This is a genomic window from Pseudomonas triticifolii (genome assembly GCF_014358015.1).
Classification (GTDB): domain Bacteria; phylum Pseudomonadota; class Gammaproteobacteria; order Pseudomonadales; family Pseudomonadaceae; genus Aquipseudomonas; species Aquipseudomonas triticifolii.
Genome location: NZ_JACONV010000012.1, coordinates 1 through 13,825 on the forward strand (window position 1 = coordinate 1; position 13,825 = coordinate 13,825).

Below are 13,825 nucleotides of genomic sequence, written 5' to 3' on the forward strand. Positions count from 1 at the left end.
CGGCAAGCCGCCTCCTACCGTCCTTAGGTTGCAGCAAGAGTTGGGTATAACGCTGAGCGCGAGCAGTGTCGAGCCAGGCGTAACACCGATAGGGAAAGCGATCAGCTTTCACCGCACTGCTGTTCCCGCAAGCGCTTGTACAAGGTGTTGCGACTCACCCCGAGTCGCTTCGCCAGTTGCGAGATATTTCCTCCGGCGGCCTGAAGCAGATCGTTCAGGTCATCAGTGGCTTGCAACGGCTCCTGCAGGTTTGATGGCATCTGCCGATCGCAACGTTCACTCATGCCCGCATCCAGAAAAAAATCCTCCGGTAAATGCTCGGTGCCAATCGGCTGATCGTCAGCCAGCGCGAGCGCCACCTGAATCACGCTGTTGAGCTGGCGAATGTTGCCCGGCCACGGGTGATGCTCGAACAGCTCAAGCACTTCCCGTGAAAACCCCGCGCGCTGGTGCGGGTCCCGATGCCGCTCCCAAATGCGCTGGACCAACGCGTGTTTGTCGGTTCGCTCGCGCAGCGGCGGCAACTCGATGTTCAAACCGTTGATTCTGTAATACAGGTCCTGACGAAAATGCCCGGCCTGCACCTGGTCACGCAGCGTGACGTTGGTTGCCGATACCAGGCGGATGTCCACCGGATACAACTCGCCGCCGCCCAGCGGCTGGACGCAACGCTCCTGCAAGACCCTTAGCAGACGCGCTTGTACGGACATCGGCATATCGCCAATTTCGTCCAGAAACAGCGTGCCCTTGTCGGCCTTGCGTATCAGCCCGATGCTGCCTTTCTGGCTTGCGCCGGTAAACGCACCTCTGGTGTAGCCGAACAGTTCGGCTTCAACCAGATCGGCTGGAATCGCTGCGCAGTTGACAGCGATCAATGGTTGACTCGCCCGCGAGCTGGCCTGATGCAGCGCCTTGACGAACACTTCCTTGCCAACTCCGGTTTCTCCGTAGATCAGCAGCGGGATGTCCTTTTCCAGCAGACGCTGAGCCTGCAGCACGGCTTTCTCGACCCGAACATCGCCCAAACTGATGGCGTGCAGGTCGAGGTTGCGAGGGGCAGCCGGTGGTGGCGTGGTCGTCACTGCATGCAGTTGAAGCGGCTTGCGCCTGGGGCGTTTGATCAGGCATTGAAAGCGGTTGTTGCCGAACGCGTGCAAGGCGAACGGGCGGGCTTCGGTTTCGCTGAGCAATTGCAGAATCGGGCATTTGAACAGTGTCTCGATGCTCACACCCGAAAGCCTGACACCCAGCAGGTTGTCAGCACGGCGATTGGCGCAGAGGATCTGGCCACTTTCGTCGAAAATCAGCAGGCCAGCCCACTGGCTGTCCAGGTTATTGAGGCCGGTATTGAAGATCAGTTGAAAGTGGGTGTCGCGAAACTGGTCGAGGATCAGCCGGTTTTCCACCGACTGGCTCATCATTTTGACCATGCCCAGGGTGTGCGAGGGCGGCAGGAAGCTGTCGCTGGACACATCCAGGACCGCAATGATGCGCCGGTCAGCGTCGAAAATCGGGGAAGCGGAGCCGGTCATAAAACGGTTGGCTTTGAGAAAGTGCTCGTCAGGTTCGATATGGATGGCCTGTTCACAGGCCAGTGCCGTGCCGATGGCATTGGTGCCGGTACCTTGCTCGCTCCAACTGGCCCCGGCCAGAAAACCCTGATGCGACGAGTCGCCAAACCGCTGAGTGCCCCATGACTTGAGCAATTGGCCCTGGGGGTCGGCCAGCAGGATCAGGCAGTTGGAGTTGCTCAGAATGTTCTCGTAGACCGGCAGCACTTCCTGATGGGTGGTCTGCACCAGCGCGTTGTGGCGCTCCAGCAACTGTGAGACTTCTGAGCCGGGCAACTGGCCGAATGATGGGCGTGTCTGATGGCTGAGACCGAAGTCCCGGCAACGTGTCCATGAATCGCGAATGATGATGTCGTGAGCGAGCGAGGTGCTGGATTGAGCCATGGCAAGGCCTGCAAGGATGACGTGTTGTTTTTATTTTCAGGTCTCGTCGCGTGTCCATCCTGGCGTGCAACGTCCCTCCAGTGTCGTTCAGATGTGTTCAAAGTCAACGTTCATTTTGTTCAGTTGTTCAGCGTTTACTGTTCATTTTTGTTCAGCTGCGAATCCGCTTTCGGCCAGTTAATACGGGCGAACGCTCTGGAACGGGCCTTGGCGAGGATGTGACAGAACTGGCACGAATGTCGCTTTCTGCACTTGCATCACGCATTACCCTTAAAAAAACAACAAAGGGCACGCCATGTCTCTCACGCTGGAGCACGTCAGTCGCGCAGTCGATGGCCAAATATGGATCGACGACGCATCCCTGAGCTTTGAGCCGGGGTCCTTCAACGTTCTGCTGGGGCGCACCCTGTCAGGCAAAACCAGTCTCATGCGCCTGATCGCCGGGCTGGACAAACCCGACAGCGGGCGAGTGCTGATGAATGGGGTCGATGTCACGCAGCGGCCGGTTCGTTTGCGCAATGTCTCTATGGTGTATCAGCAGTTCATCAACTACCCGAGCATGACGGTATTCGAAAACATCGCCTCACCGCTGCGTCAGGCGGGCATGTCGAAAGACATGATCCACAGCCGCGTCAACGACACGGCGAAGATGCTGCGCATCGAGAAGTTTCTGCAACGCTACCCGCTTGAGCTGTCCGGCGGTCAGCAGCAACGCACTGCGATGGCCAGGGCACTGGTCAAGGATGCGGAGCTGATTCTGTTCGACGAGCCGCTGGTCAACCTGGACTACAAGTTGCGCGAGGAGCTGCGTCAGGAAATGCGCGAGCTGTTCGCTGCTCGCCACACCATCGCCATCTATGCCACCACTGAACCGAACGAGGCGCTGGCCCTGGGCGGTACGACCACCATCCTGCATGAAGGCCGGGTGGTGCAGAGCGGCAAGACGCCTGAGGTCTACCACAAACCTGCGACCGTCCTGGCTGCCGAGCTGTTTTCGGAACCGCCGATCAACCTCATGGAGGGGCGTATCGACGGCAACGAGGTGAGCTTTGCCAATTTCGTGCACTTCCCGCTCAATGCCGATCTGCGATCCATCGGTGATGGCCAATACCGCTTGGGTGTACGGCCAAGCCATCTGAGCCTGGTGCCATCCAACGATGATGATCTGGAGCTGGCGGTGACGGTGGAACTGGCCGAGATCAGCGGCTCGGAAACCTTTCTGCATGTGCGCAACGAGTTGTTTTCGCTGGTGCTGCACTTGCCGGGCGTGCATGCCTACGACGTTGATGCGTCGATCCGGGTGTACATCCCGACCCACAAACTATTCGTGTTCGATCAGCAGGGCGGCCTTATCCAGGCGCCGGGCCTGCGTCTGTCGAGGGTTGCCTGATGGCTGAGATACGCTTGCAGAATCTGGCTCACAGCTACAGTGCCAACCCCGGACCGGACGATTACGCCATTCGTGAGATGAGCCATATCTGGGAGCAGGGCGGCGCTTATGCGTTGTTGGGGCCTTCGGGCTGCGGCAAGTCGACCCTGCTCAATATCATTTCCGGCCTGCTGAGTCCTTCCCAGGGACAGGTCCTGTTTGATTCCAAAGTGGTCAACGACCTGCCACCCGAGCGTCGCAACATCGCCCAGGTTTTTCAGTTTCCGGTGATCTACGACACCATGACGGTGTTCGATAACCTGGCATTTCCTCTGCGCAACCAGGGCATGGACGAGGCGCGCATTCTCACCAAGGTCCATGAAATTGCCGATGTACTGGACCTGCAACTGCTGCTGAAAAAGAAGGCCCGCAACCTGACGGCCGATGAAAAGCAGAAGGTGTCCATGGGTCGCGGCCTGGTGCGTGATGATGTTTCGGCGATTCTGTTCGACGAGCCGCTGACGGTTATCGACCCGCACCTGAAGTGGAAACTGCGTCGCAAGCTCAAGCAGATTCACGAGCAGTTCAATATCACCATGGTCTACGTCACTCACGATCAGCTTGAGGCGTCGACCTTTGCCGACAAGATCGCAGTGATGTATGGCGGTCAGATCGTGCAGTTCGGCACGCCTCGCGAGCTGTTCGAAAAGCCACGTCATACCTTTGTCGGCTACTTCATCGGCAGCCCTGGCATGAACCTCATTGAGGTGAAGCCGCAAGGCGATGGCGTCGGTTTCGGTGACGTTCATGTGCCGTTGTCCAGCCTGTTGCAGCAACTGATCGCGCGGACCTCGTTCAGCAGCCTGAAGATCGGTATTCGTCCCGAGTTCGTCCATGTCTGGGATGGGCCCTACGAAGAGGCGATGTGTGCTGATGTGGTGTACGTCGAAGACCTGGGCACCTACAAGATCCTGACGCTGTCACTGGCCGGGCAGAAGCTGAAGGTGCGCATGCCCGAAGACAAACCGGTGCCCCAGGGCCAGGCGTGGATCAGTTTTCCTGCGCAGTGGCTGATGGTCTACGCCGATGACTTCCTGCTTGAGCCCACCCCTGAGCGAGACATGCCATGAACAAGGTCCAGAACAACAAGGCCTGGTGGCTGGTGCTGCCGGTGTTCCTGCTGGTGGCGTTCAGCGCCATCGTGCCGATGATGACCGTGGTCAACTATTCGGTGCAGGATATCTTCGACCAGTCCAGCCGCTACTTCGTGGGTGCCGACTGGTTCAGGCAGGTCCTGCAGGATCCGCGTCTGCATGACTCGCTGTTGCGCCAGTTCATTTACTCGGCGTGTGTGCTGTTGATCGAGATTCCGCTGGGCATCGCTGTGGCGCTCTGCATGCCGACCAAAGGTCGCTGGTCGACGGTCTGCCTGATCCTGATGACCATTCCGTTGCTGATTCCCTGGAACGTGGTAGGCACCATTTGGCAGATCTTCGGCCGTGGCGATATCGGCCTGCTGGGCTGGAGCCTCAACGCCATGGGCATCAGTTACAACTATGCCGGCAATACCATGGACGCCTGGGTCACGGTGCTGGTGATGGATGTGTGGCACTGGACATCGCTGGTGGCGCTGTTGAGCTACTCGGGGTTGCGTGCCATTCCGGATGTGTACTACCAGGCGGCGCGTATCGACCGTGCCTCTGGCTGGGCAATCTTCCGCCATATCCAGTTGCCGAAAATGAAGAGTGTGCTGCTGATCGCGGTGATGCTGCGCTTCATGGACAGCTTCATGATTTACACCGAGCCCTTCGTGCTCACGGGCGGCGGGCCGGGCAACGCGACCACATTCCTGAGCCAGACCCTGACGCAAATGGCGATCGGTCAGTTCGACCTGGGGCCGGCGGCAGCATTCTCGCTGGTGTATTTCCTGATCATCCTGCTTGTGTCCTGGCTGTTCTATACCGCCATGACCCATAGCGACAAGAACTGAGGAACGGCCATGAACGCACGCAAGATGGTGCCGTTGTTGCTGTACATCCTGTTTCTGCTGGTGCCGATCTACTGGCTGTTGAACATGTCGTTCAAGAGCAATACCGAGATTCTCGGCGGTCTGACGCTCTGGCCACATGATTTCACCCTGGCCAACTACAAGGTGATCTTTACCGATCCGAGCTGGTACAGCGGCTACATCAACTCGCTGTATTACGTCTGCCTGAACATGGTGATTTCCCTGGCCGTGGCCTTGCCGGCAGCCTACGCGTTCTCGCGCTACCGGTTTCTGGGGGACAAGCATCTGTTCTTCTGGCTGCTCACCAACCGCATGGCGCCGCCCGCCGTGTTCCTGCTGCCATTTTTCCAGCTGTACTCGTCGATCGGTCTGTTTGACACCCACATTGCTGTGGCGCTGGCGCACTGCCTGTTCAACGTGCCACTCGCAGTGTGGATTCTGGAAGGCTTCATGTCAGGCGTTCCGAAGGAAATCGACGAAACGGCCTACATTGATGGCTACAGTTTTCCGCGTTTCTTTGTGAAGATCTTCATCCCGTTGATCGGCTCGGGCATCGGGGTGACTGCGTTTTTCTGCTTCATGTTTTCCTGGGTCGAGCTGTTGCTGGCACGTACCCTGACCTCTGTTAATGCCAAGCCTATCGCGGCAGTCATGACGCGAACGGTGTCGGCATCGGGTATTGATTGGGGGGTACTGGCGGCGGCGGGAGTTCTGACTATTCTGCCTGGCATGCTGGTGATCTGGTTCGTTCGCAATCACGTGGTCAAGGGCTTTGCCCTTGGCCGTGTCTGAGGAGTCGGGATATGGATTGGATGGCCTGGACCCCGTTGACGGCGTCCTTCTTCGGTGGCATCGCACTGCTGCTGGCCGGCATGACAGTCTGGGAACTGCGTTCCCCTGGCGTCGAACAGCGCGGCTTTCTGCCGATCGCTACCAGCCGTGGTGATCGTCTGTTCATCGGGCTGCTGGGAAGTGCATACCTGCATCTGCTGGTCATCGGCTTGACGGACTGGAGTGTCTGGATCGCCTCGCTGATATCGCTGGTGTGGTTGTTGGTCGTGATGCGTTGGGGTTAGCGGTCGGTTGGGTGCAAATACCCGAGCGATCCGGCTGGCGGTATTCGAAAAGCGGGACTACATAAGAAGCAACTCTGGAGGTGTCTATGTTCAATAAGAAAAACAAGCTACGACATAGCGTGACGTTGGCGACCATGGTAATGCTCAGCGGGTTGAGCGTTTCAGCTTGGGCAGATCAGTACGAAGAAGCGGCCAAGAAATGGGCGGCCAGCGAGTTCAAGCCGACTACGCTGTCCGATGCCGAGCAGTTGAAGGAACTTGAGTGGTTCATCAAGGCTGCCGAACCATTCCGCGGCATGGACATCAAGGTGGTTTCCGAAACCTTGACGACCCATGAATATGAGTCCAAGACCCTGGCCAAGGCGTTTACCGAGATCACCGGGATCAAGGTCACTCACGACCTGCTTCAGGAAGGCGACGTTATCGAGAAGCTGCAGACCGCCATGCAGTCCGACAAAAGCATCTATGACGGCTGGGTGAACGACTCGGACCTGATCGGTACGCACTTCCGTTACGGTAAAGCGATGTCGCTGACCGACCTGATGGCCAGTCCCGAGGGTGCGAAAGTCACTTCTCCTACACTGGACCTGAAGGATTTCATCGGCACCTCTTTCACCACTGCGCCAGACGGCAAGCTGTATCAGTTGCCCGACCAGCAATTTGCCAACCTGTACTGGTTCCGCGCAGATTGGTTCGAGCGCCCTGAACTGAAAGCGAAATTCAAGGAGAAGTACGGTTACGAGCTGGGCGTGCCGGTCAACTGGTCGGCCTATGAAGATATCGCCAAATTCTTCAGCGAGGACGTAAAAAACATCGACGGCAAGAAAGTCTATGGCCATATGGATTACGGCAAGAAAGATCCTTCGCTGGGCTGGCGCTTCACCGATGCCTGGTTCTCGATGGCAGGCAGTGGCGACAAGGGCCTGCCCAATGGTTTGCCTGTGGATGAGTGGGGCATCCGTGTGGAGGCCTGCCATCCGGTCGGTTCCAGTATCACTCGTGGTGGCGACACCAACGGTCCTGCGGCCGTCTTCGCCACTCAGAAATACATCGACTGGCTGAAAGCCTACGCACCGCCTCAAGCGGCTGGCATGACCTTCTCCGAGTCGGGACCTGTTCCGGCGCAGGGTGAGATTGCGCAGCAGATTTTCTGGTACACCGCTTTCACTGCCGACATGACCAAGCCCGGCCTGCCGGTGATGAATGCCGATGGCACGCCGAAATGGCGCATGGCGCCTTCGCCTAAAGGTCCGTACTGGAAAGAGGGCATGAAGCTGGGCTATCAGGACGTGGGTTCATGGACCTTCCTCAAATCCACTGAAGAGAAAAAGCGTAACGCCGCCTGGCTCTATGCGCAGTTCGTGACGTCCAAGTCGGTGTCGTTGAAGAAAACCATCGTGGGGCTGACACCGATTCGTGAGTCGGACATAAACTCCAAGGAAATGACTGCGCTGGCGCCGAAGCTTGGCGGTCTGGTCGAGTTCTATCGCAGCCCGGCCCGCGTGCAGTGGTCGCCAACCGGCACCAACGTTCCTGACTATCCGAAGCTGGCGCAGTTGTGGTGGAGTCATGTGGCTGAAGCCGTGACTGGCGAAAAGACCGCTCAGGCTGCCCTGGACGGACTGGCCAAAGATCAGGATGCGATCATGATGCGCCTCGAGCGTTCCAAGGTTCAGGACGCCAGCGGTTGTGCACCCAAGATGAACCCGGAAACCTCGGCTGAAGAGTGGTATTCCAAGGCCGAGAACAGCGGTGGCAAGTTCCTTGCGCCACAGCGCAAGCTGGCCAATGAAAAGCCAAAAGGCGAAACCATTGCCTACGCAGACTTGCTGAAAAGCTGGGAAGCGGCCAAGAAATAAGCCTGAGTGACATGCAAAAACGGCACCCTCGGGTGCCGTTTTTGTTGATTGCCGACAGGCCTTACTCGCCGTGCAGCGTCTCTGCTGCGTACAAGGTGTTCTCCAGCAGGCAGGCGCGAGTCATGGGGCCGACGCCGCCAGGTACCGGGGTGATCCAGCCTGCGCGGGGCAGGGCGGTGTCATAGACAACGTCACCCACCAGCTTGCCATCGTCCTGACGGTTAATGCCGACATCGATCACGATGGCGCCGGGCTTGATCCACTCGCCTTTCACCAGGCCGGGCTTGCCAGCGGCAACCACCACCAGATCGGCGCGGCCCACGTGGCCTGCCAGATCCTTGGTGAAACGATGGGTGACAGTCACCGTGCAGCCGGCCAGCAGCAGTTCCATGGCCATCGGACGACCGACGATATTGGACGCACCCACGACCACCGCATCCATTCCATACAGGTCCACACCGGTGCTTTCCAGCAGGGTCATGATCCCTTTTGGCGTGCAGGGACGCAGCAGCGGGATGCGTTGGGCAAGGCGGCCTACGTTATAGGGGTGGAAACCGTCCACGTCCTTGTCGGGGCGTATGCGCTCCAGCAACAGCGAAGCGTCGAGATGATCCGGCAAAGGCAATTGCAGAAGAATGCCGTCGACTGCGGCATCTTCATTAAGGCGGTCGATCAGTTCGGTCAATGCAGCCTGAGTGGTGTCCGCAGGCAGGTCGTAGGCCCGGGAGATAAAGCCGACTTCCTCGCAGTCCTTGCGCTTGTGAGAAACATACACCTGGGAGGCGGGGTCGCTGCCCACCAGAATCACCGCGAGGCCCGGCGTGCGCAGGCCTTGCTGGCTACGTTCGGCGACACGTTTGGCGATCTGCTGGCGCAGGCTGGCGGCGATCGCTTTGCCGTCGATTAGTTTTGCAGTCATGACGCGTGATTAACCATCGAGAGGAAATAAAATGAGCGCGCATTCTCGCATGACATGACGCGAGGGCAAAGGCGCTTGCTCAGCATATTCCGCTAACTCCTTTATCTAACTGAATTTTTTTCAAAAAAGAGTTGACGACCTCAGGGGCCGTCTATAAGATTCGTCGCACTTGCCGGGCAGAGCCCAGCACTGGTTAAGCTAGCACTGGTTGATTAGGTCAGGCAGAGTTGCAAATCGGCTCGGTGTGATTGAAAGCCTTTTAATTTGTGATCGTCAAAGAATACAGATTATATAAGTGCCCGTAGCTCAGCTGGATAGAGCATCCGCCTTCTAAGCGGATGGTCGCAGGTTCGAGTCCTGCCGGGTGCGCCATTCAAGGCAGCTTTGGCACAGCAAGTAAAGTTGTACTGGTCACATGCAATATGGTGGGCGTAGCTCAGTTGGTAGAGCACAGGATTGTGACTCCTGTTGTCGAGGGTTCGATCCCCTTCGTCCACCCCATATTAAGAAAGGCGCCAGATTCATAGTCTGGCGCCTTTGCTTTAAGAGCTTGAAGCGCGGATGTGGTGGAATTGGTAGACACACTGGATTTAGGTTCCAGCGCCGAAAGGTGTGAGAGTTCGAGTCTCTCCGTCCGCACCAAGATACAAATAGCCTGAGTGATTACACTTTTGGCTATAAGGAAAAAGCCGCCTCGTGCGGCTTTTTTTGTTTCAACGTATTGGTTTTACCGCTTCGCTGGTCCGAAGGCTGCTGCCGTCGGTCGAGTGGGGTGTGCTACGTGGAAGGAGTCGGCAGTGGTCGGGTATGGATGCTTCCTTATATAGAGGCCGTGCCAGACGCATCGCTGGCGGCGCGAGGCGCTTGTTGTCCGCGTTCGGCAGGGGTCCGGTTCCTTCCTCTTAATCTGCCCTTTTTCAGTAGGGTGACTTCTTGAGTTTGACCCACTAGAATGCATGCCCTTGATTCTGGGGTCGGAAACGGCCGGCTAACGTCTGTGCAACGAGGAATATCCATGCAAGTTTCTGTTGAAAATACTTCCGCTCTTGAGCGCCGCATGACCATCGGCGTGCCTGCCGAACGCATCGAGACCGAAGTCAACAAGCGTCTGCAACAGACCGCACGTAAAGCCAAGATCCCGGGCTTCCGCCCTGGCAAGGTGCCTATGAGCGTGATCCGTCAGCGTTACGAAGACGGCGCGCGTCAGGAAGCGCTGGGCGATCTGATTCAGGCTACTTTCTACGAAGCTGTCGTTGAGCAGAAGCTCAACCCGGCTGGCGCACCTGCTGTAGAGCCAAAATCCTTCGAAAAAGGCAAGGATCTGGAATACGTGGCGACTTTCGAAGTCTTCCCGGAATTCACCGTTGCCGGTTTCGATACCATCGCTGTAGAGCGTCTGTCTGCCGATGTGGCTGATAGCGATCTGGACAACATGCTGGAAGTGCTGCGCAAGCAGAACGTTCGTTTCGAAGAGGCCGATCGTGCCGCTCAGAACGAAGACCAGCTGAACATCGATTTCGTGGGCAAGGTCGACGGCGAAGCATTCGCCGGCGGTTCTGCCAGCGGTACTCAGCTGGTTCTGGGTTCCGGCCGCATGATTCCTGGCTTTGAAGACGGCCTGGTTGGCGCCAAGGCTGGCGAAGAGCGCGTTCTGAACGTGACCTTCCCTGAGGACTATCAGAACCTGGAGCTGGCCGGCAAGGCAGCCGAGTTCACCGTGAAGGTCAACGGCGTTTCCGAGCCAAAACTGCCTGAGCTGAACGAAGAGTTCTTCAAGCAGTTCGGCATCAAGGAAACCGGTATCGACGGTTTCCGCGCCGAAGTTCGCAAGAACATGGAGCGCGAGCTGCGTCAGGCCATCAAGTCCAAGGTGAAGAATCAGGTCATGGACGGTCTGCTGGCTGCCAACCCGATCGAAGTGCCTAAAGCGCTGCTGGAAAACGAAGTCAACCGTCTGCGTGTGCAGGCCGTTCAGCAATTCGGCGGCAACATCAAGCCGGATCAGCTGCCTGCAGAGCTGTTCGAAGAGCAGGCCAAGCGCCGCGTAGAGCTGGGTCTGATCGTTGCTGAAGTCGTCAAGCAGTTCGACCTCAAGCCTGACGACGCTCGCGTCCGTGACCTGATCCAGGAAATGGCGTCGGCTTATCAGGAGCCTGAGCAGGTTGTGGCCTGGTACTACAAGAACGAGCAGCAGATGAACGAAGTACGTTCTGTTGTGCTTGAAGAGCAAGTTGTAGATACTGTTTTGCAGAAAGCTAGCGTGACCGACAAATCGGTCTCCTACGAAGAAGCTGTCAAGCCGGTGGAAGCTCCAAAAGCCGACTGATTTCTCTTTTCGTTCGAAAACACCCACAAGCCAGCCTTCGCGCTGGCTTGTGCGTATTCAAGACTCGACTATTTGGGAGTGAATGCAGGACATGTCCCGCAATTCTTATATTCAGCAGAACTCTGACATCCAGGCCGCTGGCGGCCTGGTCCCGATGGTTATCGAGCAGTCCGCCCGTGGCGAGCGTGCCTATGACATCTATTCGCGCCTTCTCAAGGAGCGAGTGATCTTTATGGTTGGTCCGGTAGAGGACTACATGGCCAACCTTATCGCGGCGCAACTGCTCTTCCTTGAAGCGGAAAACCCGGACAAGGATATCCATCTCTACATCAACTCACCTGGCGGTTCGGTGACTGCGGGCATGTCGATCTACGACACCATGCAGTTCATCAAGCCGGACGTGTCGACCATCTGCATCGGTCAGGCCTGCAGCATGGGCGCGTTCCTGCTGGCTGGCGGTGCCGAGGGCAAGCGTCACTGCCTGCCGAACTCGCGCATGATGATTCACCAGCCATTGGGCGGTTTCCAGGGGCAGGCGTCGGATATCGACATCCATGCCAAGGAAATCCTGCATATTCGTCACCGTCTGAACTCGTTGCTGGCGCATCACACCGGCCAGAGCCTCGAAACCATCGAGCGCGACACCGAACGTGACAATTTCATGAGCGCAGAGCGTGCGGCTGAATATGGCCTGATCGACTCGGTGATCAACAAGCGTCAAATGCCTGCCTAAGCAGCTCAAAATGTAGGGGGTCGGTGCAACCGACCGCCTGCGGACTTGAAAAAGCCCGCAATAGCCTTCATCTTGTGTTGCAAGCCTACCGGATTGGATCGATCGAATGACTGACACCCGCAACGGCGAGGACAACGGCAAACTGCTCTATTGCTCCTTCTGTGGCAAAAGCCAGCATGAAGTGCGCAAATTGATTGCCGGCCCCTCGGTCTTTATCTGCGACGAGTGCGTCGACCTGTGCAACGACATCATCCGCGAGGAGGTGCAGGAAGCACAGGCCGAAAGCAGCGCGCATAAATTGCCTTCGCCTAAAGAAATCAGCGGCATCCTTGATCAGTATGTGATTGGTCAGGAACGTGCCAAAAAGGTTCTCGCAGTAGCGGTCTACAACCACTACAAGCGGCTGAACCAGCGCGACAAGAAAAATGACGACGTTGAGCTTGGCAAGAGCAACATCCTGCTGATCGGCCCTACGGGCTCCGGCAAGACGCTGCTGGCCGAAACACTGGCCCGCCTGCTCAATGTGCCGTTTACCATCGCCGACGCCACCACCCTGACCGAAGCCGGTTATGTGGGTGAGGACGTGGAAAACATTATCCAGAAGCTGTTGCAGAAATGCGATTACGACGTAGAGAAGGCCCAGATGGGCATTGTCTATATCGATGAAATCGACAAGATTTCGCGCAAATCCGACAACCCTTCGATTACGCGTGACGTTTCCGGTGAGGGCGTGCAGCAGGCCCTTCTGAAGCTGATCGAGGGCACTGTGGCTTCCGTTCCGCCTCAGGGTGGCCGCAAGCACCCACAGCAGGAATTCCTGCAGGTGGATACGCGCAACATCCTGTTTATCTGCGGTGGCGCCTTCTCGGGCCTGGAAAAGGTCATTCAGAACCGCTCCACTCGCGGCGGCATCGGCTTCAACGCCGAAGTTCGCAGCAAGGAAGAGGGCAAGAAGGTTGGCGAATCCCTGCGTGAAGTCGAGCCTGACGATCTCGTCAAGTTCGGTCTGATCCCGGAGTTCGTGGGCCGTCTGCCGGTTCTGGCGACGCTTGACGAGCTGGACGAGGCTGCTTTGATGCAGATCCTTACCGAGCCGAAGAACGCGCTGACCAAGCAGTATGCCAAGCTGTTCGAAATGGAAGGTGTGGATCTTGAGTTCCGTACCGATGCGTTGAAATCGGTTGCCCGTCGCGCGCTGGAGCGCAAGACCGGTGCCCGTGGCCTGCGCTCCATTCTTGAAGGCGTGCTGCTCGACACCATGTACGAAATTCCGTCGCAGAGCGACGTGAGCAAGGTGGTGATCGACGAAAGCGTGATCGATGGCTCGTCCAAGCCATTGTTGATCTACGAGAACAGCGAGCCGCCTGCCAAGGTAGCTCCAGACGCGTAACACCTCGTGTGATCGCGTAGAAAGACACGGAAGGGGGCCCTCAGGGTCCCCTTTTGCATTTTTGCCCTGCTCGTTCGTTCTGTAGATGATGTGAAGCAGGTCGGCTGTGCAACCCTCGGGGCTTGTTTTTTTCGAGTACTACCCCCATCTTGGCTTCAAGCTAATTCCATCTGTCCCGGCCGTTTGGCCG

Annotated in this window: 11 protein-coding genes and 3 tRNA genes; 12 read left to right on the plus strand and 2 right to left on the minus strand. The window is 57.4% G+C overall.

Annotation, left to right across the window (positions count from 1 at the left end; all coding sequences use genetic code 11):
* Positions 1-101 precede the first annotated feature (101 nt).
* Positions 102-1,955 carry a sigma-54-dependent Fis family transcriptional regulator gene (locus tag H8S56_RS15990; RefSeq protein ID WP_187519167.1) on the minus strand — a complete coding sequence of 618 codons (1,854 nt, stop codon included), beginning with the start codon at positions 1,953-1,955 and terminating at the stop codon, positions 102-104.
* 295 nt (positions 1,956-2,250) lie between these two features.
* Between H8S56_RS15990 and H8S56_RS15995 the strand changes: the two genes are divergently transcribed.
* The 6 genes from H8S56_RS15995 to H8S56_RS16020 all read left to right on the plus strand — a co-directional run bounded on the left by H8S56_RS15995 (position 2,251) and on the right by H8S56_RS16020 (position 8,267).
* Positions 2,251-3,345, plus strand: coding sequence for an ABC transporter ATP-binding protein (locus H8S56_RS15995; RefSeq protein ID WP_187519168.1), 1,095 nt, complete (start codon positions 2,251-2,253; stop codon positions 3,343-3,345).
* Positions 3,345-4,454 (plus strand): ABC transporter ATP-binding protein, encoded by a 1,110-nt coding sequence (locus tag H8S56_RS16000; RefSeq protein ID WP_187519169.1) that lies wholly within the window; start codon positions 3,345-3,347, stop codon positions 4,452-4,454. Before H8S56_RS15995 ends, H8S56_RS16000 begins: the two co-directional genes overlap by 1 nt.
* Entirely contained in the window at positions 4,451-5,314 is an 864-nt protein-coding gene (locus H8S56_RS16005) for a carbohydrate ABC transporter permease (protein ID WP_073164558.1), read from the plus strand. The genes H8S56_RS16000 and H8S56_RS16005 overlap by 4 nt, the downstream gene beginning before the upstream one ends.
* 9 nt (positions 5,315-5,323) lie before the next feature.
* Positions 5,324-6,124 (plus strand): carbohydrate ABC transporter permease, encoded by an 801-nt coding sequence (locus H8S56_RS16010; RefSeq protein WP_024687891.1) that lies wholly within the window; start codon positions 5,324-5,326, stop codon positions 6,122-6,124.
* Between the two features lie 11 nt (positions 6,125-6,135).
* Positions 6,136-6,408 (plus strand): DUF2160 domain-containing protein, encoded by a 273-nt coding sequence (locus H8S56_RS16015; protein ID WP_024687892.1) that lies wholly within the window; start codon positions 6,136-6,138, stop codon positions 6,406-6,408.
* Positions 6,409-6,494: 86 nt separating this feature from the next.
* Positions 6,495-8,267: an ABC transporter substrate-binding protein gene (locus tag H8S56_RS16020; RefSeq protein ID WP_187519170.1), complete on the plus strand. Its 1,773-nt coding sequence runs from the start codon at positions 6,495-6,497 to the stop codon at positions 8,265-8,267.
* 61 nt (positions 8,268-8,328) lie between these two features.
* On the opposite strand, the gene folD is transcribed toward H8S56_RS16020, so the two are convergent.
* Positions 8,329-9,186, minus strand: a complete 858-nt coding sequence (gene folD, locus H8S56_RS16025) for a bifunctional methylenetetrahydrofolate dehydrogenase/methenyltetrahydrofolate cyclohydrolase FolD (RefSeq protein ID WP_024694811.1) — start codon at positions 9,184-9,186, stop codon at positions 8,329-8,331.
* Positions 9,187-9,481: 295 nt separating this feature from the next.
* Here folD and H8S56_RS16030 point away from each other — a divergent pair.
* From H8S56_RS16030 to clpX, 6 genes are all read left to right on the plus strand, one after another.
* Positions 9,482-9,558 (plus strand) — tRNA-Arg (locus H8S56_RS16030).
* Positions 9,559-9,611: 53 nt separating this feature from the next.
* A tRNA-His gene (locus H8S56_RS16035) sits at positions 9,612-9,687 on the plus strand.
* A 56-nt stretch (positions 9,688-9,743) separates the two neighbouring features.
* A tRNA-Leu gene (locus H8S56_RS16040) sits at positions 9,744-9,828 on the plus strand.
* A gap of 373 nt (positions 9,829-10,201) precedes the next feature.
* Positions 10,202-11,512 carry a trigger factor gene (tig, locus tag H8S56_RS16045; RefSeq protein ID WP_024687895.1) on the plus strand — a complete coding sequence of 437 codons (1,311 nt, stop codon included), beginning with the start codon at positions 10,202-10,204 and terminating at the stop codon, positions 11,510-11,512.
* A 91-nt stretch (positions 11,513-11,603) separates the two neighbouring features.
* Positions 11,604-12,245, plus strand: coding sequence for an ATP-dependent Clp endopeptidase proteolytic subunit ClpP (clpP, locus tag H8S56_RS16050; RefSeq protein WP_002552734.1), 642 nt, complete (start codon positions 11,604-11,606; stop codon positions 12,243-12,245).
* Between the two features lie 106 nt (positions 12,246-12,351).
* On the plus strand, positions 12,352-13,635 hold the full coding sequence (gene clpX, locus H8S56_RS16055) for an ATP-dependent Clp protease ATP-binding subunit ClpX (protein ID WP_024687896.1): 1,284 nt from the start codon (positions 12,352-12,354) through the stop codon (positions 13,633-13,635).
* Positions 13,636-13,825 lie beyond the last annotated feature (190 nt).

Excerpts from the sequence above, each read along its gene's own strand:
- H8S56_RS15990 (WP_187519167.1), bottom strand. The coding sequence starts at position 1,955 with ATGGCTCAATCCAGCACCTCGCTCGCTCACGACATCATCATTCGCGAT.
- H8S56_RS15995 (WP_187519168.1), top strand. The coding sequence starts at position 2,251 with ATGTCTCTCACGCTGGAGCACGTCAGTCGCGCAGTCGATGGCCAAATA.
- H8S56_RS16000 (WP_187519169.1), top strand. The coding sequence starts at position 3,345 with ATGGCTGAGATACGCTTGCAGAATCTGGCTCACAGCTACAGTGCCAAC.
- H8S56_RS16005 (WP_073164558.1), top strand. The coding sequence starts at position 4,451 with ATGAACAAGGTCCAGAACAACAAGGCCTGGTGGCTGGTGCTGCCGGTG.
- H8S56_RS16010 (WP_024687891.1), top strand. The coding sequence starts at position 5,324 with ATGAACGCACGCAAGATGGTGCCGTTGTTGCTGTACATCCTGTTTCTG.
- H8S56_RS16015 (WP_024687892.1), top strand. The coding sequence starts at position 6,136 with ATGGATTGGATGGCCTGGACCCCGTTGACGGCGTCCTTCTTCGGTGGC.
- H8S56_RS16020 (WP_187519170.1), top strand. The coding sequence starts at position 6,495 with ATGTTCAATAAGAAAAACAAGCTACGACATAGCGTGACGTTGGCGACC.
- folD (WP_024694811.1), bottom strand. The coding sequence starts at position 9,186 with ATGACTGCAAAACTAATCGACGGCAAAGCGATCGCCGCCAGCCTGCGC.
- tig (WP_024687895.1), top strand. The coding sequence starts at position 10,202 with ATGCAAGTTTCTGTTGAAAATACTTCCGCTCTTGAGCGCCGCATGACC.
- clpP (WP_002552734.1), top strand. The coding sequence starts at position 11,604 with ATGTCCCGCAATTCTTATATTCAGCAGAACTCTGACATCCAGGCCGCT.
- clpX (WP_024687896.1), top strand. The coding sequence starts at position 12,352 with ATGACTGACACCCGCAACGGCGAGGACAACGGCAAACTGCTCTATTGC.